General features: G+C 71.0%; 19 protein-coding genes. 12 read left to right on the plus strand and 7 right to left on the minus strand.

What is annotated here, in order from left to right:
* Window positions 1-1,524, plus strand: a 1,524-nt coding sequence (locus tag GRC12_RS27525) for a glycosyl hydrolase family 28-related protein (RefSeq protein ID WP_208782071.1), incomplete at its 5' end; no start/stop codon positions are given.
* Here GRC12_RS27525 and GRC12_RS27530 read toward each other — a convergent pair.
* On the minus strand, window positions 1,503-2,309 hold the full coding sequence (locus GRC12_RS27530) for a helix-turn-helix transcriptional regulator (RefSeq protein ID WP_208782072.1): 807 nt from the start codon (window positions 2,307-2,309) through the stop codon (window positions 1,503-1,505). The genes GRC12_RS27525 and GRC12_RS27530 overlap by 22 nt on opposite strands.
* Window positions 2,310-2,358: 49 nt before the next feature.
* Here GRC12_RS27530 and GRC12_RS27535 point away from each other — a divergent pair, with 49 nt between their 5' ends.
* Together GRC12_RS27535 and GRC12_RS27540 are read left to right on the plus strand one after the other, a co-directional pair.
* Window positions 2,359-2,784 (plus strand): DUF2000 domain-containing protein, encoded by a 426-nt coding sequence (locus GRC12_RS27535; protein ID WP_208782073.1) that lies wholly within the window; start codon window positions 2,359-2,361, stop codon window positions 2,782-2,784.
* A gap of 321 nt (window positions 2,785-3,105) precedes the next feature.
* Window positions 3,106-3,330 (plus strand): hypothetical protein, encoded by a 225-nt coding sequence (locus GRC12_RS27540; RefSeq protein ID WP_208782074.1) that lies wholly within the window; start codon window positions 3,106-3,108, stop codon window positions 3,328-3,330.
* Between the two features lie 178 nt (window positions 3,331-3,508).
* On the opposite strand, the gene GRC12_RS27545 is transcribed toward GRC12_RS27540, so the two are convergent.
* Window positions 3,509-4,783, minus strand: a complete 1,275-nt coding sequence (locus GRC12_RS27545; protein ID WP_208782075.1) for an MDR family MFS transporter — start codon at window positions 4,781-4,783, stop codon at window positions 3,509-3,511.
* Window positions 4,784-4,936: 153 nt separating this feature from the next.
* On the opposite strand from GRC12_RS27545, the gene GRC12_RS27550 reads away from it, so the two are divergent.
* Entirely contained in the window at window positions 4,937-5,698 is a 762-nt protein-coding gene (locus GRC12_RS27550; RefSeq protein WP_208782076.1) for a phosphoglyceromutase, read from the plus strand.
* Window positions 5,699-5,810: 112 nt separating this feature from the next.
* Here GRC12_RS27550 and GRC12_RS27555 read toward each other — a convergent pair whose 3' ends face one another.
* The 3 genes from GRC12_RS27555 to phoU form a co-directional block, all read right to left on the minus strand.
* Window positions 5,811-6,059: an SCO4226 family nickel-binding protein gene (locus GRC12_RS27555; RefSeq protein ID WP_208782077.1), complete on the minus strand. Its 249-nt coding sequence runs from the start codon at window positions 6,057-6,059 to the stop codon at window positions 5,811-5,813.
* A gap of 152 nt (window positions 6,060-6,211) precedes the next feature.
* Entirely contained in the window at window positions 6,212-6,364 is a 153-nt protein-coding gene (locus GRC12_RS27560; protein WP_208782078.1) for a hypothetical protein, read from the minus strand.
* Window positions 6,365-6,591: 227 nt separating this feature from the next.
* Window positions 6,592-7,293, minus strand: coding sequence for a phosphate signaling complex protein PhoU (gene phoU, locus GRC12_RS27565; protein ID WP_208782079.1), 702 nt, complete (start codon window positions 7,291-7,293; stop codon window positions 6,592-6,594).
* Between the two features lie 223 nt (window positions 7,294-7,516).
* Between phoU and GRC12_RS27570 the strand changes: the two genes are divergently transcribed.
* Together GRC12_RS27570 and GRC12_RS27575 are read left to right on the plus strand one after the other, a co-directional pair.
* Window positions 7,517-8,782, plus strand: a complete 1,266-nt coding sequence (locus tag GRC12_RS27570; RefSeq protein ID WP_133045701.1) for a sensor histidine kinase — start codon at window positions 7,517-7,519, stop codon at window positions 8,780-8,782.
* Window positions 8,779-9,459: a response regulator transcription factor gene (locus GRC12_RS27575; RefSeq protein WP_007382946.1), complete on the plus strand. Its 681-nt coding sequence runs from the start codon at window positions 8,779-8,781 to the stop codon at window positions 9,457-9,459. The genes GRC12_RS27570 and GRC12_RS27575 overlap by 4 nt, the downstream gene beginning before the upstream one ends.
* Before the next feature lie 113 nt (window positions 9,460-9,572).
* Here GRC12_RS27575 and GRC12_RS27580 read toward each other — a convergent pair whose 3' ends face one another.
* Entirely contained in the window at window positions 9,573-10,232 is a 660-nt protein-coding gene (locus GRC12_RS27580) for a DUF461 domain-containing protein (protein WP_208782080.1), read from the minus strand.
* A 579-nt stretch (window positions 10,233-10,811) separates the two neighbouring features.
* Between GRC12_RS27580 and GRC12_RS27585 the strand changes: the two genes are divergently transcribed.
* The 6 genes from GRC12_RS27585 (at window position 10,812) to GRC12_RS27610 (ending at window position 17,070) form a co-directional block, all read left to right on the plus strand.
* A complete protein-coding gene (locus GRC12_RS27585; protein ID WP_003953493.1) occupies window positions 10,812-11,294 on the plus strand; it encodes a CarD family transcriptional regulator in 483 nt (160 codons plus the stop codon).
* A 274-nt stretch (window positions 11,295-11,568) separates the two neighbouring features.
* Window positions 11,569-12,321, plus strand: a complete 753-nt coding sequence (ispD, locus tag GRC12_RS27590; protein WP_208782081.1) for a 2-C-methyl-D-erythritol 4-phosphate cytidylyltransferase — start codon at window positions 11,569-11,571, stop codon at window positions 12,319-12,321.
* Entirely contained in the window at window positions 12,311-12,808 is a 498-nt protein-coding gene (gene ispF / locus GRC12_RS27595; protein WP_208782082.1) for a 2-C-methyl-D-erythritol 2,4-cyclodiphosphate synthase, read from the plus strand. Before ispD ends, ispF begins: the two co-directional genes overlap by 11 nt.
* A 69-nt stretch (window positions 12,809-12,877) precedes the next feature.
* On the plus strand, window positions 12,878-14,275 hold the full coding sequence (gene cysS / locus GRC12_RS27600) for a cysteine--tRNA ligase (RefSeq protein ID WP_208782083.1): 1,398 nt from the start codon (window positions 12,878-12,880) through the stop codon (window positions 14,273-14,275).
* A 119-nt stretch (window positions 14,276-14,394) separates the two neighbouring features.
* Window positions 14,395-15,336: a 23S rRNA (guanosine(2251)-2'-O)-methyltransferase RlmB gene (gene rlmB / locus GRC12_RS27605; RefSeq protein ID WP_208782084.1), complete on the plus strand. Its 942-nt coding sequence runs from the start codon at window positions 14,395-14,397 to the stop codon at window positions 15,334-15,336.
* A gap of 117 nt (window positions 15,337-15,453) precedes the next feature.
* Window positions 15,454-17,070, plus strand: a complete 1,617-nt coding sequence (locus GRC12_RS27610; protein WP_208782085.1) for a DoxX family protein — start codon at window positions 15,454-15,456, stop codon at window positions 17,068-17,070.
* A 192-nt stretch (window positions 17,071-17,262) separates the two neighbouring features.
* On the opposite strand, the gene GRC12_RS27615 is transcribed toward GRC12_RS27610, so the two are convergent.
* Window positions 17,263-17,994 (minus strand): nucleotidyltransferase family protein, encoded by a 732-nt coding sequence (locus GRC12_RS27615; RefSeq protein ID WP_208782086.1) that lies wholly within the window; start codon window positions 17,992-17,994, stop codon window positions 17,263-17,265.
* Window positions 17,995-18,590 lie beyond the last annotated feature (596 nt).

An 18,590-nucleotide genomic window follows, 5' to 3' on the forward strand; every position in this document is an offset into this window, starting at 1 on the left:
CCCTTCACCCACCCCCAGATCCCGTACATCGGAAGGGCCGGATACCGGGGCGGGGCGGCGCGCTTCCCCCACCGCCCCGCCGTCCTCGACGTCCGCCGCTATGGCGCCGTGGCGGACGGCACGACCGACTGCGCCCCCGCGATCAACCGTGCCATCGCCGCCGCCGGACGGGCCGGCGGTGGCACGGTCTCCATCCCGCCCGGCACCTTCCGCATCGACGGCCTGATCCAGATCGGCCACGACAACGTCGTGCTGCGCGGCGCCGGAAGCGACCGCACCACGCTCTACGCCACCAAGAACCTCACCGAACTGATCGGCGTGTACGGCTCCCGCTACGGCGGCACCAAGTCGTCCTGGTCCTGGGCGGGCGGCCTCATCTGGCTGGCCCCGAAGGCACGTTGGGACTCCCTGGTGGCCGCGATCAAGGCCCAGGCCTGGCCCTTCGAGGGTTGGACCGGCAACAGACGGGACGAGTGGCGGACCCTGACCCCCGTCGAACCCGCCCGCCAGGGCGACTGGACGGTCACCGTCGCCGACCCCTCGCACCTCCGTCCGGGCGCCCTGGTCCTCCTGCGTATCTCCGACGACGCCACCCACACCCTGCTCCAGCACATGTCGGGCGGCGGCCCCGGCCCGGCGGCGTACTACTGGGAGGACAAGACCAAGCTCCTGTCGTACGTTCCCTACGAATGGCCGGTCCGCGTCGCCCGCGTCCGAGGCCGCAGAGTCACCCTCGAACGCCCCCTGCCCCTCGACCTGCGTCCCGAATGGAACCCTCAGTTCACCACGCACGTAAGGGAGTTGACCGGCTCCGGCGTCGAGGGCCTGACCCTGGAGGTGATGGAGACACCCCAGTCCCCGCACCTCCTCGACAAGGGCTACAACGGGGTCGTCCTGCAGTGTGCGTACGACTGCTGGGCGGACGACGTCACCGTCCGCAACGTCGACAACGGCTTCGGCCTGGTCGCCGCCTCCTCCTGCACCCTGCGCCGCACGCGGGTGGGCGGCCGGGGCGAACACCACCCGTACTTCTGCCGTGAGGGCTCGCACGACAACCTGATCGAGGACTTCACCATCGAGCAGCGCACGGTCCCGGCCCGGGCCGACACCCAACTGCACGGCATCAACGTCGAGGGCCTGTCCTCGTACAACGTGTGGTCGCGCGGGGACATGCAGATGGGCACCTTCGACTCCCACCGCGGCCTGCCGTTCGCCAACGTCCGCACCGACATCACCGTGAACAACAACGGCCGCCACGGCGGCGACGCGAACGCGGGACCGCTCTTCGGCGCCCGCTTCACCCACTGGAACGTCCGGGTCACCAACGGCCGCGCGGGTCTGATGAAGGTCGACGGCCTGGCACCGTACTCCGCGACGGTCGGCCTCAACACCGTCAGCGAGTTCGACCAGATCGACGTACCGGACTTCACCGGGGACCTGCACTCCCGGCTGGAGCTCTACGGCACCACGGACGTCGTACGACCGCGCAACCTGCACGAGGCTCAGCGCGCGGCGATCCGGTAGCGCCCCGGCGTCACCCCCACCAACTTCCGGAAGTGGCGCGTCAGATGGGACTGGTCGAAGAACCCCGTCGCCGACGCCACCTCGCCCGGCGCCCGCCCGTCCAGCAGGAGGCGGCGGGCCCGGTCGACGCGGCGGGAGGTGAGGTACTGGTGCGGGGCGATGCCGTACGCGGTGCTGAACGCCCGTACCAGATGGGCCGGATGGGCGTGCAGGAGTTCTGCAGCGGTGTCGAGGCCGAGCCCGTCGACGACGTGCTCGTCGAGGAGCTCACGCAGCCGACGCGCGAGGACGGGGTCGGGACGCGCGGGTCGCGTCTCCTGCCCCGGCTGCAGCAGGTCCCGCAGCCGGTCGCCGATCAGCGTCAGCCGGCTCTCGGCCTCCAGCTCCTCGCCCGGCCGCCCGAGCGCGGTGTGCAGCTGCCCGACCCGCCGGCGCAGCACCGGATCGCGCAGGTCGGGGCCGTCGACGGCGGCCCCGATGAGGTCGTCGCCGAGCCGGGTGCCGTCGAGGTAGACGACCCGCTTGCGGAAGCCGTGCGGGGTGGCCGGCGAGCCGTTGTGCGGGACGTGCGGCGGCAGGAGGGTGACCGTGTCGTGCGGGGTGCCGTGCTCGTGCCGGTCGAGGTCGTACCGTACGGCCCCGTCGTCCACGATGAGCAGGGTCCACGCCTCATGGACGTGCATGGGGTAGGCGTACTCGGTGAAGTGCGCGTGGAAGACCTCCACCACGCCCCGCACCCGGGGACGCCAGGCGGAGACCTCCGGTCGGGAGCGCTGAGCGGCCATGCAAAAAACGTACAAGACGGGGCCGTGAGCGGACCGGCAGTCTCGGAGTATGAGCGACACACCCATCCGGTTCGACACCAAGATCGCCGTCCTGCTGCGCGAGGACCTGGAGACCTGGCAGCGCCTGAACGTCACCGCGTTCCTGGTCAGCGGCCTCGGCAGCACGGTCCCCGAGGTGATCGGCGAACCGTACGAGGACGCGGACGACGTGCAGTACCTGCCGATGTTCCGCCAGCCGGTCCTGGTCTTCGAGGGCACGAAGGAGACCCTGACGGCGGCCCACGCGCGCGCCCTGTCCCGGGCGCTCCCGCGGGCGCTGTTCACCTCCGACCTCTTCGCGACCGGCCATGACGCGGACAACCGGGCGGCCGTACGGGCCGTCGGGACGGCGGAGCTGGATCTGGTCGGGCTCGCGGTGTACGGGCCGAAGAACGCGGTGGACAAGGTGCTGAAGGGGGCGCGGATGCATCCGTGAGGGAAGGTGGACCGAATCTGCACAGGGCATGCGCAACCCCCTCGGGGTACGGAGGCGTTGATGCCGAGATGTCCTGTTCGGCGCGACCGCGACTCCGCCCGTCCCTGCCCTGTGCGGCCCTCCGCGTGGAGAACCCGGCCCCAATTCGTGTGCATCCCCTCACGGTTCGGTCGCCGACGCGTCCAACTGCCGTGCCTCGCAGGTCCGTCGACTGGATGCCGGGCACGCTCCGTGATTTGATCCTGCGCACCGCGGCCCGTCGTCTGTCCCCCTCAGCCGGGCCGCTTCCCCTGGTACATCCATGCGAAGGGCAGTCCCCTCATGAACTCCGCTCCCCAGGTCCAGACCCTCGAGATCTCCGACGCCGAACTCGACGCCGTCTCCGGCGGCCTGAGCCCGCAGATCGGCGTCGCCGTCGGCTCGACCACCCTGAGCAGCGCGGGCGTCCTGGCCGAGGTGGACTCGGTCAGGGCGACGGCCCTGGGCACCGTCGACGGCGCCCTCGGCGCGCTGCCCCACCAGGTCGGCGTGAACGTCAGCTTCTGACGGCCGCACACGACACGAGCCCCCTGCCGCAGGAGAAGTGCGGGCGGGGGGCTCGCTCGCGTGTGGCCACCGGGGTCGAGGGACTGAGGGCGTGTGTGTCCGCCGGGGCCGAGGGACCGAGGGCGCGTGGGTTCGCCGGGACCGAGGGAGCTTGGGTTCGCCGGGGGCCGAGGGGAGGTCAGCGGGCGGTCGCCTCCGCCGTGGCCGGCGCGGACGTCCCCGTCACCGACCGCTCCTCCTCATCCTCTGCCTCCTCCGGCATCCGCCGCATGAGCACGCCGTACCCGACCCCCGCCGCAGTCCCGACGGCCGCGCACAGCCCCCACAGCCACTCAGCACCGAACCGGTCGATGACCAGGCCGGACATCAGCGGGGCGACGAGCGCGGCCAGCGACCAGGACAGGGTGTAGACGCCCTGGTAGCGGCCGCGCCCGTGCACCGGAGAGAGCCGTACGACGATCCCCGTCTGCGTCGGGGCGTTGATCATCTCGCCCAGGGTCCACACGCACACGGTCAGCGCGAAGACGCCGACGGACCCGGCGAAGGCGGTGAGCCCGAAGCCGTACCCGGCGAGGACCGACGAGACGACGAGCAGCCGGCGCGGGTCCCGGTCCTGGATGAACCGGGTGACCGGGATCTGCAGCGCGACGATCAGGATGCCGTTGACGGCGATCGCGAGGCCGTAGTCGGCAGGGGTGAACCCGGCCTCGCCCATGGCGACCGGCAGCCCGACCGAGCCCTGCTGGAAGACGAGGGCGACGAGGAAGGACAGCCCGACGACCCCCATGTACCGGCCGTCGCGCAGAACGGTCCCGAGGCCGGTCCCCTCCTCGGCCGCCTTCTGGGTCGCCGTCCGCTCGGGCCGTGACTCGGGCAGCTTCAGGAACACGACCACCGCGCACAGGGCCGTCATCCCGGCCTCGATCAGGAACCCGGCGAGGTAGCTGAACTCGGCGATGAACCCGGCGGCCATGGAGGAGACGGCGAAGCCGAGGTTGATGGCCCAGTAGTTCAGCGAGAAGGCCCGCACCCGGTCCTCGGGCCGCACGATGTCGGCCATCATCGCCTGCACGGCGGGCCGTGAGGCGTTGGAGGCCATGCCGACGAGGAAGGCGACGGCGGCGATGGCGACCGGGTCGTGCACGAAGCCGAGCAGTGCGACGGAGGCGGCGGTGGCGGACTGGGCGACGAGCAGGGTCGGCCGCCGCCCGAGCCGGTCGGCCATCACCCCGCCGCCCAGCGACGACACGACCCCGCCGAGCCCGTGCAGCGACGCGACCAGGCCGGCGTAGGAGGCGGAGTAGCCGCGATCGAGCGTCAGGTACAGCGCCATGAAGGTGGCGACGAAGGCGCCGAGCCGGTTGACGAGGGTGCTGGTCCACAGCCACCAGAACTCGCGGGGGAGTCCCGAGACGGTCTCACGGGCGGCACGTCTCAGACTGGCGACGGGCATGGCGGATCCCCCCACGGATGTAAGTGCCTCTAGCGGTGGTGACAACTTACGAACACCGGGCGGGCGTGGGCCACTCAATTAACAGATGCAGTCAACTGTCCGGCCTTCGGGCAGCCATACGGCGGGACGAACCCGTGGATTACGCTCTGACCCATGGCCGACGCACCGTACAAGCTGATCCTCCTCCGCCACGGCGAGAGCGAGTGGAACGCGAAGAACCTGTTCACCGGCTGGGTGGACGTCAACCTCAATGAGAAGGGCGAGAAGGAGGCAGTCCGCGGTGGCGAGCTCCTGAAGGACGCCGATCTTCTCCCCGACGTGGTGCACACGTCCCTCCAGAAGCGGGCGATCCGCACGGCACAGCTGGCCCTCGAGGCCGCCGACCGACACTGGATCCCGGTCCACCGCAGCTGGCGCCTGAACGAGCGCCACTACGGCGCCCTCCAGGGCAAGGACAAGGCGCAGACCCTCGCCGAGTTCGGCGAGGAGCAGTTCATGCTGTGGCGCCGCTCCTATGACACCCCGCCGCCGCCGCTCGAGGACGGCGCGGAGTTCTCCCAGTCCGACGACCCCCGCTACGCGACGATCCCGCCGGAGCTCCGCCCCCGCACGGAGTGCCTGAAGGACGTCGTCATCCGCATGCTCCCGTACTGGTACGACGGCATCGTCCCCGACCTCCTCGCCGGCCGCACGGTCCTCGTCGCCGCCCACGGCAACAGCCTGCGCGCCCTGGTCAAGCACCTGGACGGCATCTCGGACGCCGACATCGCGGGCCTGAACATCCCGACGGGCATCCCCCTCTACTACGAGCTCGACACCGACTTCCAGCCGGTGACGAAGGGCGGCAAGTACCTCGACCCGGAGGCGGCCGCGGCGGCGATCGAGGCGGTCAAGAACCAGGGCAAGAAGAAGTAGCCTCTGCGATCATGCCTCCCACCTGCGCGTACGGCGCGGGAGGGAGGCATTTTCACGGTCGGGGACCGCTGTGGACCCTCAGTGCGGCGCCCGCGTCTCTGGATTCCCGGCGTCATACCGTCAGCGGTACGGGGACCACCTCGTCCGCCTTGTGGCCGGCGCGTTCGTGGATGCGTTGGACCGCTTCCGCGGAGGGGGCCTCGGAGAGGCAGTAGACCGTGCCGGACTCCGGGTCCGCCCAGGCCTGTTCGAAGTGGACGTCCTCGTCCTTCTCTATGGCGAGGTCCGCCCGGTGCGCCTCACGCAGTTGGTCCGCCGTGATGCCCTTCATCCCGTGGTGCACGTCCATGAACTTGGCCATGGCTCCGCACCTCCTTCCCACCTGTTCCTCCATCCATGCTGCGCCCGTACGGCGGGAGGGGCGACCGGGCCGGAGCGTCGTCCGGGGCGTGGAGCGGTCGTGACGCAGGCCCCGGTGCGCCAGGGCACCGGGGCCTGCGTGGACGTACGCTCTCAGCCGCACTGGCAGGGGCTGCCCGACTGGCACCCGCAGCCGCAGCCCGAGCCGCAGCCGCACGCGCCGACGAGCGGGAGGCTCTTGATGTCGGCGGGCTGCTCCGTCTCGCGCTCCTGCTTCGGGTCGGGCGTCGTAGGGGCTTCGGCCATGGGTCCTCCTGGAGGCTCGGGCCTGGGCAGGACTGCTGCCTCACCCATTGCATGCCCACCGCGGCGGTCGCATCAACGGCGCACGGAGGCGCCACCACGCCCCCCGAAGCCCCCGCACTCCGTCGGTGAACGCCGCTTACGCCCCCATGGCGAGACGGCGGGATGGCTGACGGCGCGTAACAGTGCAACGCCTATGAGTGGGCTGCCGCGCACCCCCGGCAGTTCGACTACGCCCCCTCGACCCCCGCCACCGGCTGGATCTCCGGCTGGATGTCGGTCTGGAGGTCGTCGGCGTGTTCGCCTGTGACCAGGAACACCACGCGCTTGGCGACCGCCACCGCGTGGTCGGCGAAACGCTCGTAGTAGCGGCCGAGGAGGGTGACGTCCACCGCCGTCTCGATGCCGTGCTTCCAGCGGTCGTCCAGCAGGTGCTGGAAGAGCGTGCGGTGCAGGAGGTCCATCTCGTCGTCGTCCTGCTCCAGCTGCATCGCGAGGTCGACGTCCTTGGTGACGATCACCTCGGCCGCCTTCGCCATCAGCCGCTGCGCGAGCTGGCCCATCTCCAGGATGGTCGCGTGCAGGTCGTGCGGGATCGCCCGCTCCGGGAACCGCAGCCGGGCGAGCTTCGCCACGTGCTGGGCCAGGTCGCCCGAGCGCTCGAGGTCCGCGGACATCCGCAGCGAGGTCACGACGATCCGCAGGTCGGTCGCCACCGGCTGCTGACGGGCGAGGAGGGCTATGGCCCGTGCCTCCAGGTCGTGCTGCAGTTCGTCGATCTTCTGGTCGCCCTCGATCACGCTCTCGGCCAGCTTCAGGTCACCGTCGAGGATGGCGGTCGTGGCGCGCCCGATCGCCGACCCGACCAGCCGGGCCATGTCCACCAGACCGTCACCGATCGAGTCAAGTTCCTCGTGGTACGCGTCCCGCATCAGGGGTCCCTCTCTTACGTCTGCCTCGGGGATTCCGGGGATGAGAACCGGCCGCGAAACCGGTCCTGTGAACCCCACGCTCCCACGATCCGGCCTGAACGCGTCGGTTTCCGTCCCCTCAAATGAACCGCCCCTGGCTCCAAGGTGAACTCTGGGCGACGAGTGTTCGAGGTCGCACCTCGACGGCTGTGGGGATGTCGTACCCCCTGCTTAACCTGTTTGCATGGACGTGAACGCGGCGGTCGCCGCAGCGGCAGCGATCGCCGGGGTGCTCACCGGTGTCATCGCCATGCTGGCGTTCCGCTGGAGCGAGCGGGAGCAGAAGCGCCCCACCCGCACCTCCCTGCACACCGACCCGGTGCTTCCGCCGGGTGTGGACACGGTCCTGTCGGTGCTCCGGTCCTCGGCCGTCGTGCTGGACGAGGCGGACACCGTGGTCAAGGCCAGCTCGGCGGCGTACGCCCTGGGACTGGTGCGCGGCGGCCGGCTCTCCGTCGAGCCGATGCTGCGGATGGCCCGGGACACCCGCAGGGACGGGGAGATACGGCAGGTGGAGCTGGATCTGCCCCGGCGCGGCACCGGACGGGGCGAGGCGCTGGCGGTCTCCGCGCGCGTGGCGCCCCTCGGGTCGCGGCTGGTGCTGCTCCTGGTCGAGGACCTGACCGAGGCCCGGCGGATCGAGGCGGTGCGGCGTGACTTCGTCGCGAACGTCAGCCACGAGCTGAAGACGCCGGTCGGCGCGCTCTCCCTGCTGTCCGAGGCTGTCATGGACGCCTCCGACGACCCGGAGGCCGTCGAGCGCTTCGCCGGACGCATGCAGATAGAGGCCACCCGGCTGACCAACCTGGTGCAGGAGCTCATCGACCTGTCGAGAGTGCAGAACGACGACCCGCTCGAGGACGCCGAGCCCGTGCGGGTGGACGAACTGGTCGCCGAGGCCATCGACCGCTGCCGCCACCAGGCCGGCACCAAGCAGATCACCATGGCCGCGGGCGGCACCGCCGACCTGCATGTGTGGGGCAACCGCGGCCAGCTCGCGGCCGCGCTCGGCAACCTCGTCGAGAACGCCGTCAACTACTCGCCGGCCCGCACCCGCGTGGGCATAGCCGCCCGCCGGGTGACCGCGCCCGGCGGTGACCTGATCGAGGTCGCCGTGACCGACCAGGGAATCGGTATCTCCGAGAAGGACAAGGAGCGCGTCTTCGAGCGCTTCTACCGCGTGGACCCCGCCCGCTCCCGTGCCACCGGCGGTACGGGCCTGGGGCTCGCGATCGTCAAGCACGTGGCCGCCTCGCACGGCGGGGAGGTCACGGTGTGGAGCGCCGAAGGCCAGGGCTCCACGTTCACTCTGAGGCTGCCGGAGGCGGGCGCGGCCCGAGACCGCGCCCAGCAGCACCCCGATCTCGACGACCTCGACGACGAGGCCGGCGAATCCACCCCCCAGTCATCCCCGTACGAACCGCTTCCCGCCCCGGAGGTCCTTCCGTGACCCGAGTGCTTGTCGTCGAGGACGAGGAGTCCTTCTCCGACGCCCTGTCGTACATGCTCCGCAAGGAGGGCTTCGAGGTCGCCATCGCGGCCACGGGCCCCGACGGACTCGACGAGTTCGAGCGCAACGGCGCCGACCTCGTCCTCCTCGACCTGATGCTGCCGGGTCTGCCCGGCACGGAGGTGTGCCGCCAGCTGCGCGGCCGCTCCAACGTCCCGGTGATCATGGTGACCGCCAAGGACAGTGAGATCGACAAGGTCGTCGGCCTGGAGATAGGAGCCGATGACTATGTCACCAAGCCCTTCTCGTCCCGTGAGCTCGTCGCCCGTATCCGGGCCGTCCTGCGCCGCCGCGGCGAGCCCGAGGAGGTCACCCCGGCCGCTCTGGAGGCCGGGCCGGTCCGGATGGACGTGGACCGCCATGTGGTCACGGTCTCCGGCTCCAAGGTCGACCTGCCCCTCAAGGAGTTCGACCTGCTCGAGATGCTGCTGCGCAACGCCGGCCGCGTCCTGACCCGTATGCAGCTGATCGACCGTGTCTGGGGCGCCGACTACGTGGGCGACACCAAGACGCTCGACGTCCACGTCAAGCGCCTGCGCGCCAAGATCGAGCCCGACCCGGGCGCGCCGCGGTATCTGGTGACGGTGCGGGGTCTCGGATACAAGTTCGAGCCGTAAACCGCCGTACGCACGCCGAAGGGCGGGACCTCCCGGTGATTCCCGGTGAGGCCCCGCCCTTCGTTCGTACGACTGCTCGTACGGCTACTTCGTACGACTGCTCGTACGACCGCTCAGTGGCCGGTGGCCGTCGCGCTCGCGGAGGCCGCGCTGGTGGGGTTGGTCGTGGGCGGCGTCGTCGACTTCGAGGCGGACGGGTTCGGGGACGCCGTCGTGCTCTTGGTCGGCTTCGGGCTGGCGGACGGCGTGGCCGTCGGCACCGCGCTGGGGCCCCACTTGGTGAAGTAGCTAGCGGCCGGGACCACGAAGGCGCGCAGGCTCACGTCACCGGCCTTGCTGAAGGTGAAGGTGACCTTGCGGACGCTGCCGTCCTGGACGGCCTCGCGCCCGTTGGGCAGGGAGGCGCTGGCGTTGCCCTTGCCGCCGATCACCAGCGAGCCGTGCGCCGGGACGACGAGCTTGCCGCTGCCCTTGGCCGGCCTGACCTCGGCGGTCTGGTTGACGTTCGGGAGGGTGATGGAGTCCACGGTCTGCGCGGTGTCACCGTTGTTGAAGAGGGTCGCCGAGATCACGGCGGGACCCGTCGCCTGGATGTCGGGCTGGGTGATGACCAGCGCGTTCTGGATCTTGATGTCGCCGACCGTGACGGCCGCGTTGTCCGGCTTGACCTGCAGGGTCTGGGCGTCGCTGCCCGCGGCGCACGCGGAGAGCGAGGCGACCGAGACTGCGATGGCGGCGGCGGCGAGAGCGCCGCGTCGAAGGCTGCTGCTCACGGCGGCGGCAACTCCTTGACTCGAGCGTGGCGACCATAAAGCCGCCCTAAGTGTCTGTCAGCGGCCTTAGGTTACCGAGCCGTTCCCACGCCACCGCACCCGACCCTCCTCCAAGCCCTCCGCTTCCCTCGGCAGGGGGTAGTCGGGGGAGCTCGTCCGGCATTCACATAACCCGGTCCGGCAAACCCCGGGCACGGGCGCGCAAATTTTGCGTGAAGGAATGCGGAGCCGTTCCCGGAAATGGATCACCGGCCGCCCCGCCGACCCCCCGTGATCAATTCCGGAATCGATACGGAAGCGACTCACGCCACCGAACGGAGTAGCGGAAGTCGCACATCCGGAACCGGACATTTGCGGACGTTCGCCCGGTCGGAGGAGGCTCCGGATGCGTGTAACGTACGCGTTTCACCTCGGCCGGAGAGCCGCTCCGACCTGCGAAGACCTTCTTCCACTGGGTGGGCGAAGCACGTTCCTGTTGCTGTTGTCAAGCCCCGAGATATGCCCTGACCTGCGAAAACGCCATTCAGAACCGCCGGTTTCCGTGTTACCCTGGATAGCCACGGAAGGGGTACCTGTCACATGACGTTCAAGGTTGGCGACACCGTGGTCTATCCCCATCACGGGGCCGCGCTGATCGAGGCTATCGAAACTCGCCAGATCAAAGGCGTGGACAAGACCTACTTGGTGCTGAAGGTCGCCCAGGGTGACCTGACGGTACGTGTGCCAGCGGACAATGCGGAGTTCGTCGGCGTACGTGATGTGGTCGGTCAGGACGGGCTGGACCGGGTCTTCGAGGTGCTGCGCGCGCCGTACGCCGAGGAGCCCACGAACTGGTCGCGTCGATACAAGGCAAACCTGGAGAAGCTCGCCTCCGGCGATGTCATCAAGGTCGCGGAAGTCGTGCGTGACCTGTGGCGTCGTGAGCGCGAGCGCGGACTCTCCGCCGGTGAGAAGCGCATGCTCGCCAAGGCCCGCCAGATCCTGGTGAGCGAGCTCGCCCTCGCGGAGAACACGAACGAGGACAAGGCCGAGGCCCTGCTCGACGAGGTCCTCGCGTCCTGAACGACTGACGCAGGCGCGCCGGCCCGCTTCAGCACTCAGCACATCGAAATGCCGCGGTGCCCGATGACATCTCCATTGTCGCCGGGCGCTGCGGCATGTTCGTACTCGGACGCCGTACGTACGTGAACCTCGGGGGATTCCCCCGATACTTGGCGTGCCGGGCCCGGGCAGCAGGCTCGACCAGTGTCACGGAAGGGTCCGGTCAAGGCGTCGCGCCCGGCACTTCCCAGGCCATACCCACCTAGGTCGAGCACACAAACCTTGACAGGAACCGATGTCTGACGAATCGCGCCCTTCGCCCACGGAGGCCCGCACCGCGGCCGTGATTCCGGCCGCCGGCCGGGGCGTACGCCTCGGTCCGGGCGCCCCCAAGGCGCTCCGTGCGCTGGGCGGCACCCCCATGCTCATCCACGCGGTGCGGGCGATGGCCGCGTCCCGCGCGGTCTCCCTGGTCGTGGTCGTGGCCCCGCCCGACGGCGCCGCCGAGGTCAAGTCCCTCCTCGACGCGCACGCGCTGCCCGAGCGGACGGACTTCCTGGTGGTCACCGGCGGTGACTCCCGCCAGGAGTCCGTGCGGCTCGGCCTCGACGCGCTGCCGCCGGACTACGACATCGTGCTGGTCCACGACGCCGCCCGGCCGCTGGTGCCGGTCGACACGGTGGACGCGGTGATCGAGGCGGTACGGGACGGCGCCCCGGCCGTCGTGCCGGCGCTGCCGCTCGCCGACACCGTCAAGGAGGTCGAGCCCGCGCCGGTCGCCGGTGACCCGGAGCCCGTCGTGGCCACCCCGGTCCGCGCGCGGCTGCGGGCCGTGCAGACACCGCAGGGCTTCGACCGGGCCACGCTGGTCCGGGCCCACGAGGAGGTCACCGAGGACGTCACCGACGACGCGAGCATGGTCGAGCGGCTCGGGAACACGGTGCTGCTCGTCCCCGGGCACGAGGAGGCCTTCAAGGTCACCCGGCCCCTGGACCTGGTCCTCGCGGAGGCCGTCCTGGCCCGCAGGAGGCTGAACGATGGCTTCTGAGACATATCCGGTGCTGCCCCAGGTCGGCATCGGCACCGACATCCACGCCTTCGAGGAGGGCCGCGAGCTGTGGTGCGCCGGCCTGAAGTGGGAGGGCGAGGGAACGGGCCTGGCCGGCCACTCCGACGCGGACGTCGTGGCGCACGCCGCGTGCAACGCGCTGTTCTCGGCCGCCGGGCTCGGTGACCTCGGCCGACACTTCGGCACCGGCCGCCCCGAGTGGTCGGGCGCGTCCGGGGTGACCCTGCTGGCGGAGGCCGCCCGTATCGTGCGAGAGGCCGGCTTCCGCATCGGCAACATCGCCGTCCAGGTCGTGGGCCCCCGCCCGAAGATCGGCAAGCGGCGCGACGAGGCGCAGAAGATCCTGTCGGAGGCGGCCGGAGCCCCGGTGTCGGTGTCGGGGGCGACGACGGACGGCCTCGGATTCCCCGGCCGGGGCGAAGGCCTCATGGCGGTGGCGACGGCACTGGTGGTGCGGGAGGGGTAAACAAGGTGCGGGAGGGGTAAACACAGGGACTGCTCCACGCACCCTCTTCGGCCCACTACCCTAGGTCTCGTGACCATTCGCCTGTACGACACCAGCGCCCGGCAGATCCGTGACTTCGCCCCGCTCAAGCCGGGCTGTGTCTCGATCTACCTCTGTGGTGCCACCGTGCAGGCCGCACCGCACATCGGGCACATCCGCTCGGGCCTCAACTTCGACATCATGCGCCGCTGGTTCGAGTACCGCGGCTATGACGTGACGTTCATCAGGAACGTCACGGACATCGACGACAAGATCATCGCCAAGAGCCACGAGCAGAACCGCCCGTGGTGGTCGATCGGTTACGAGAACGAGCGGGCGTTCAACGACGGCTACACCGCGCTCGGCTGCCTGCCGCCCACCTACGAACCGCGGGCGACCGGACACGTGACCGAGATGGTCGAGATGATGCAGCGGCTCATCGAGCGCGGTCACGCCTACGAGGCGGACGGCAACGTCTACTTCGACGTGCGGTCCTTCCCGCAGTACCTGGAGCTGTCCCGGCAGGAGCTGGACAACCTGCTCCAGCCCTCGGGCGAGGGCGAGACCGGCAAGCGGGACCCGCGCGACTTCGCCATGTGGAAGACGGCGAAGCCGGGCGAGCCGACCTGGCCGACGCCCTGGGGGCCGGGCCGTCCCGGCTGGCACCTGGAGTGCTCGGCGATGGCGCACAAGTACCTCGGCAGCGCCTTCGACATCCACGGCGGCGGCATCGACCTGATCTTCCCCCACCACGAGAACGAGATCGCCCAGGCCAAGGCCTACGGCGACGAGTTCGCGCGGTACTGGCTGCACAACGCCTGGGTGACCATCGCCGGCGAGAAGATGGCCAAGTCGCTCGGCAACTCCGTGCTGGTCTCCGAGATGACCAAGCGCTGGCGGCCCATCGTGCTGCGCTACTACCTCGGCACCCCGCACTACCGCTCGATGATCGAGTACAGCGAGGACGCGGTGCGCGAGGCCGAGTCGGCGTTCGCGCGGATCGAGGGCTTCATCCAGCGGGTGGTCGAGAAGACCGGTCCCGTCGAGCCGTCCGCCGAGGTCCCGCCCGCCTTCGCCGAGGCGATGGACGACGACCTGGGCGTGCCGCAGGCGCTCGCCGTGGTGCACACCACCGTCCGGCAGGGCAACTCCGCCCTGGCCGCCGACGACAAGGAAGCCGCCGTGGCCCGCCTCGCCGAGGTCCGCGCCATGCTCGGTGTCCTCGGTCTGGACCCGCTCGACCCGCACTGGGCCGGCGAGACCGACCGCGGCGAGGACCTGCACGGTGTCGTCGACACCCTGGTCCGTATGGTCCTCGACCAGCGCGAGGCCGCCCGGTCCCGCAAGGACTGGGCCACCGCGGACGCCATCCGAGACCAGCTCGGGCAGTCGGGACTGTCCATCGAGGACAGCCCGCAAGGCCCGCGCTGGAGCCTCGGCCCGCGCTGAGTCCGGGGCGCTCCGCGCTGAGTCCGGGGCGCCGAGCAGAAGATCGATTGTGCCGTCCGGCCCTCCGGGCGGCACACTTCATAGACGTACGTACGACTTTCACGACAGACAGGTAGGTCATGGCCGCGAACAACCGCCGCATGTCCGGCAAGAAGGGCGCGCAGGTCGGCAGTGGCGGCCAGCGTCGCAGGGGTCTCGAGGGCAAGGGTCCGACCCCGCCCGCCGAGATGCGCAAGGGCCACAAGAAGAACCGCATCGCCACGGCCAAGGCGAAGCAGACCGCGCGCCGTCCCGCGCCCCGCGGGCGTGGCGGCAAGTCGTCCTCCGAGCTGGTCGTCGGCCGCAACCCGGTGGTCGAGGCGCTGCGCGAGGGCGTACCGGCCTCCACGCTCTACGTCCAGCAGTTCATCGACAACGACGAGCGCGTGCGCGAGGCCCTGCAGCTCGCCGCCGAGCGCGGTGGCATCAACCTCATGGAGGCCCCGCGCCCCGAGCTCGACCGCATGACCAACGGGCTCAACCACCAGGGGCTCGTGCTCCAGGTCCCGCCCTACGAGTACGCGCACCCCGAGGATCTGGCGGAGGCCGCCTACGACGAGGGCGAGGACCCGCTGATCGTCGCGCTCGACGGGGTCACCGACCCGCGCAACCTCGGCGCCGTCGTACGGTCCGTGTCCGCGTTCGGCGGCCACGGCGTCGTCGTACCCGAGCGGCGCGCGGCCGGGATGACCGCCGGCGCGTGGAAGACGTCGGCCGGTACGGCCGCCCGTACGCCCGTCGCCCGCGCCACGAACCTGACCCGCGCCCTGGAGGCGTACAAGAAGGCGGGCATCGTGATCGTCGGCCTCGCCGCCGACGGCGAACACGAGATCGGCGAACTGGAGGCCCTTCAGGGCCCGGTCGTGATCGTGGTCGGCAGCGAGGGCAAGGGCCTGTCCCGACTGGTCGGCGAAACCTGCGACTTCCGGGTGCGGATCCCGATGCCGGGTGGGGCCGAGTCGCTCAACGCCGGTGTGGCGGCGGGGATCGTGCTGTACGAGGCGGCGCGCCGACGGGGCTGAACACCTGTGCCCATCCTCACCCGTGCGGGTCAATCTGGGCGTCTGGGACAAGCTTGACGGGGTCCGGACACATCCGGCGGGTCAAAGCAGTGTCCTAAGCACACGTCACTCGGTTAGATGAGTGTGGACACCAGAACACCCCGCACACCCACGGGGGACCGCTCGTCGGGATTCGATTCCGGATTCGACGACGCTCCCGCGCTGAGCATGGTGAAGGTGCCGAGCGATCCGGCGCAGATCATCGTCAATCACGCCAGCTTCCGCGTGCAGCTCGGCGCGTCGACGCGCGCCCAATCCCCGCGGATCGCACGGCACTTGAGCGCCGGCGAGGACACGACCCGGATGCCCGCGGGCGGCACGCCGGCGGCCCGCCGCCGGCCGGTCGTGTGGAGCGGCAGGTCCGCTCCCGACGACACCGGCGCCCACCGCCTGCTCCAGGCCGTGCGGGCCGGCGTCCGGCGCGACGAGGACCCCTCCGCCGACGCCGGCGCCACCCAGGTCATCCCGCGCGTCGAGACCGGCCCCACGTACGACGAGATCTACGACGGGCTGGACCAGACCGTCGAGACCCCGATGGTCGGCGCCCAGCGCAGCTACGAGGACACGGGCGGCACGCGTCTGCTGCCCCACATGCGCACGGTGGGCAGCGCCTACGACGAGGAACCCCCGTACGGCGGCGCGGACTTCGAGCCGGAGGAGGCCGAGGAGCAGCGTTCCCGGCGGCACGGCGACGACCCGGCCCGGCACGCGTACTACCCGGGCCGCCGTATGAACCTGGGCGTGGTCCTGCTCCCGCTGCGCATCTTCCTTGGCTTCATCTCGATCTACGCCGGCATGGGCAAGCTGTGCGACCCCGTCTACTTCGACGGCGGCAAGCGCGGCTCCATGGTGAAGTGGCTCAACACCCTGCACCCCTGGGAAGTCGCCGAGCCCCTGCGCCAGTTCGCCCTGCACCACCCCGTCGGCTCGGGCCTGGTCATCGCCTTCGCGCAGGTGATCGTCGGCGTGCTGACGGTCCTCGGCTGCTGGCAGCGGGTGGCCGCCGTCCTCGGCGCCCTGCTCTCCGCCGCGCTCATCGTCACCGTCAGCTGGAAGACCGTCCCCGCCTACGACGCCCCCGACATCATCTACCTCGCCGCCTGGTCCCCGCTGATCATCGCCGGCGCCCCCGTCTACTCCGTCGACGGCCGCCTCGCGGGCAGCGCCTGGCGCCGTCTCGGACCCCGCTCCGACATCTGGGAGCTGCGCCGCTACGTCCTGCGCCGCGGCGCGCTCGTCACGGCCATCACGGTCGGCCTCACGCTCCTCATCGGCTCCCTGCTCGGCGGCGCGGTCCGTGACGCCGGCCGGGTGGTCGTGCCGGGCCCCGGTGAGGCGCCGCGCAACCAGCTGCCGGGCTCCCCGCTCCCGCAGGAGCCGGGCAAGCGGCACCGGCAGTCGCCGTCCGCCTCCCACTCGCCCACCCACGGTGCGACCAGCCGGTCCACGCCGTCGGGTGCGGCGACGACCCCGAGCAGCACCGCGACGGGCGGCGCACCCAGCCAGCCCCAGGGCACGGCGGGCCAGACCCTGCCCCACCACTCCGCCCCCTCCGGCGGCGGCGCCCCCAGCACCAGCTCCGGCCCCACGTCGGGCGGTTCGACGGGCGGCGGCACCGGCTCCAGCAGCGGCACCGGCACCGGCTCCGGAGGCTCCTCCGGCCAACCGGGCCTGGTCGGCGGCCTGTTGGGGTAACCAGGCCGGTGGGCGACATTTTGGGCGGGCCCACCGGCTGAACCTCTTGGCCCACCACGAAGGGGTCCCGCACGGATGACTGTGCGGGACCCCTCGGTCGTACGGCGGCCGGGATCCCTGGGTCATACGGCGGCCGGGATCCCTGGGTCGTACGGCGGGCCGGGATCCCTGGGTCGTACGGCGGACGTGTTCTCAGCGCCCCAGGGCGGCCAGTTCCTTCGCCGCCTCCGTCAGGTCCTTCGCCGTGTCGATGGCCCGCCAGTAGGAGCCCTGGGGGATGGGGAAGCCCGCAAGGCGCAGTTCCCGGGCCAGATGGGGGAAGGTCGTCCGCTCGTGGTCCCCGCGCTCCGGCAGCAGCTCGGCGAACTCCGGCGAGAAGACGTACACGCCCGCGTTGATCTCGAACGTGGAGGGCGGGGCCTCGATGAAGTCCGTGATGTGTCCGAAGCCGTCCGTCTGCACCGCGCCCCAGGGGATGCGCGGACGTGCCAGGGCGAGGGTGGCCACCGCGTCCCGCTCGGTGTGGAAGTCGGCCATGTCCCGCAGGGAGAAGCGGGTCCAGATGTCGCCGTTGGTGGCGTACCAGGGCTTGTCCGGGTGGGGGAGGTGGGAGGCGGCGTACTTCAGGCCGCCGCCGCGGCCGAGCGGCTCGCTCTCCACGACCGTCGTCACCCGCACCGGCAGGTCCGCCGACTTCAGCCAGTTCTGCAACACCTCGGCGAGGTGCCCGCAGCTGACGACGACGTCCGTGACGCCCTCCTCGGCCAGCCAGACGAGCTGATGGCCGATGATCGGAGTCCCCGTGCCGGGGATCTCGACCATCGGCTTGGGCCGGTCGTCGGTGTACGGACGAAGCCGCGAGCCCTGGCCTCCGGCCAGGACGACGGCTTGAACGGGGCGGGAAGCGGCGTTCGGATGGGTCATGCCCGCACTGTACGGGGCCCGCCGGAGACGACCGACGCAGGGAACCGTTCCTCAATCACCCATTACCCACCTCCGAACCCGACGAGCACGGACTCCACGGGCGCGAACGCCGGGGGCGTGAATGCCGGGGGCGCGAACGTGGTGGGCGTGGGCCGGCGGGCGTGAGTGCCGGCGGCGCGAACCTGGCGGGCGTGGGATCGGCGGACGGGAGATCGGCGGGCGCGGGACCGGTGGGCGCGGATCGATTGGCGCGGGGCGGCGGCCCGGGACTGGCTAGTGCGGGACCGGCGGACTGGGACCGGGTGGTGCTGGACCGATGGACCGTGACGGCCTGGCCATTTCCCGGACCAGTAGCGGTTGGCGCGGGGGTCGGCGGACTGGGACCGGTGGTGCCGGACCGATGGACCGTGACGGCCCGACAGCTTCCGACCAGTGGCGGTTGGCGCGGGGTCGGCGGGGGGACCTGCTGGTGCAGGAACGGCTGGCACGGACTACCCGACCAGCCCCGCCCGGCCAGTCTCTGACCAGCAACGGTGGGCGTGGGACCGATGGGCGGGGATTGGGCAGGCGCGAGTGCCATGGGCGCGAACCCGGGG

The sequence above is a fragment of the Streptomyces griseorubiginosus genome (genome assembly GCF_017614965.1).
GTDB classification, from domain to species: Bacteria; Actinomycetota; Actinomycetes; order Streptomycetales; family Streptomycetaceae; genus Streptomyces; species Streptomyces griseorubiginosus_B.

What these genes read in the sequence shown, in the direction of transcription:
- GRC12_RS27555 (WP_208782077.1), bottom strand. Translation starts at nt 6,059, where the DNA reads ATGGCCAAGTTCATGGACGTGCACCACGGGATGAAGGGCATCACGGCG.
- GRC12_RS27535 (WP_208782073.1), top strand. Translation starts at nt 2,359, where the DNA reads ATGAGCGACACACCCATCCGGTTCGACACCAAGATCGCCGTCCTGCTG.
- phoU (WP_208782079.1), bottom strand. Translation starts at nt 7,293, where the DNA reads ATGCGGGACGCGTACCACGAGGAACTTGACTCGATCGGTGACGGTCTG.
- GRC12_RS27570 (WP_133045701.1), top strand. Translation starts at nt 7,517, where the DNA reads ATGGACGTGAACGCGGCGGTCGCCGCAGCGGCAGCGATCGCCGGGGTG.
- GRC12_RS27560 (WP_208782078.1), bottom strand. Translation starts at nt 6,364, where the DNA reads ATGGCCGAAGCCCCTACGACGCCCGACCCGAAGCAGGAGCGCGAGACG.
- GRC12_RS27610 (WP_208782085.1), top strand. Translation starts at nt 15,454, where the DNA reads ATGAGTGTGGACACCAGAACACCCCGCACACCCACGGGGGACCGCTCG.
- rlmB (WP_208782084.1), top strand. Translation starts at nt 14,395, where the DNA reads ATGGCCGCGAACAACCGCCGCATGTCCGGCAAGAAGGGCGCGCAGGTC.
- GRC12_RS27615 (WP_208782086.1), bottom strand. Translation starts at nt 17,994, where the DNA reads ATGACCCATCCGAACGCCGCTTCCCGCCCCGTTCAAGCCGTCGTCCTG.
- GRC12_RS27530 (WP_208782072.1), bottom strand. Translation starts at nt 2,309, where the DNA reads ATGGCCGCTCAGCGCTCCCGACCGGAGGTCTCCGCCTGGCGTCCCCGG.
- ispD (WP_208782081.1), top strand. Translation starts at nt 11,569, where the DNA reads ATGTCTGACGAATCGCGCCCTTCGCCCACGGAGGCCCGCACCGCGGCC.
- GRC12_RS27550 (WP_208782076.1), top strand. Translation starts at nt 4,937, where the DNA reads ATGGCCGACGCACCGTACAAGCTGATCCTCCTCCGCCACGGCGAGAGC.
- ispF (WP_208782082.1), top strand. Translation starts at nt 12,311, where the DNA reads ATGGCTTCTGAGACATATCCGGTGCTGCCCCAGGTCGGCATCGGCACC.
- GRC12_RS27585 (WP_003953493.1), top strand. Translation starts at nt 10,812, where the DNA reads ATGACGTTCAAGGTTGGCGACACCGTGGTCTATCCCCATCACGGGGCC.
- GRC12_RS27545 (WP_208782075.1), bottom strand. Translation starts at nt 4,783, where the DNA reads ATGCCCGTCGCCAGTCTGAGACGTGCCGCCCGTGAGACCGTCTCGGGA.
- GRC12_RS27540 (WP_208782074.1), top strand. Translation starts at nt 3,106, where the DNA reads ATGAACTCCGCTCCCCAGGTCCAGACCCTCGAGATCTCCGACGCCGAA.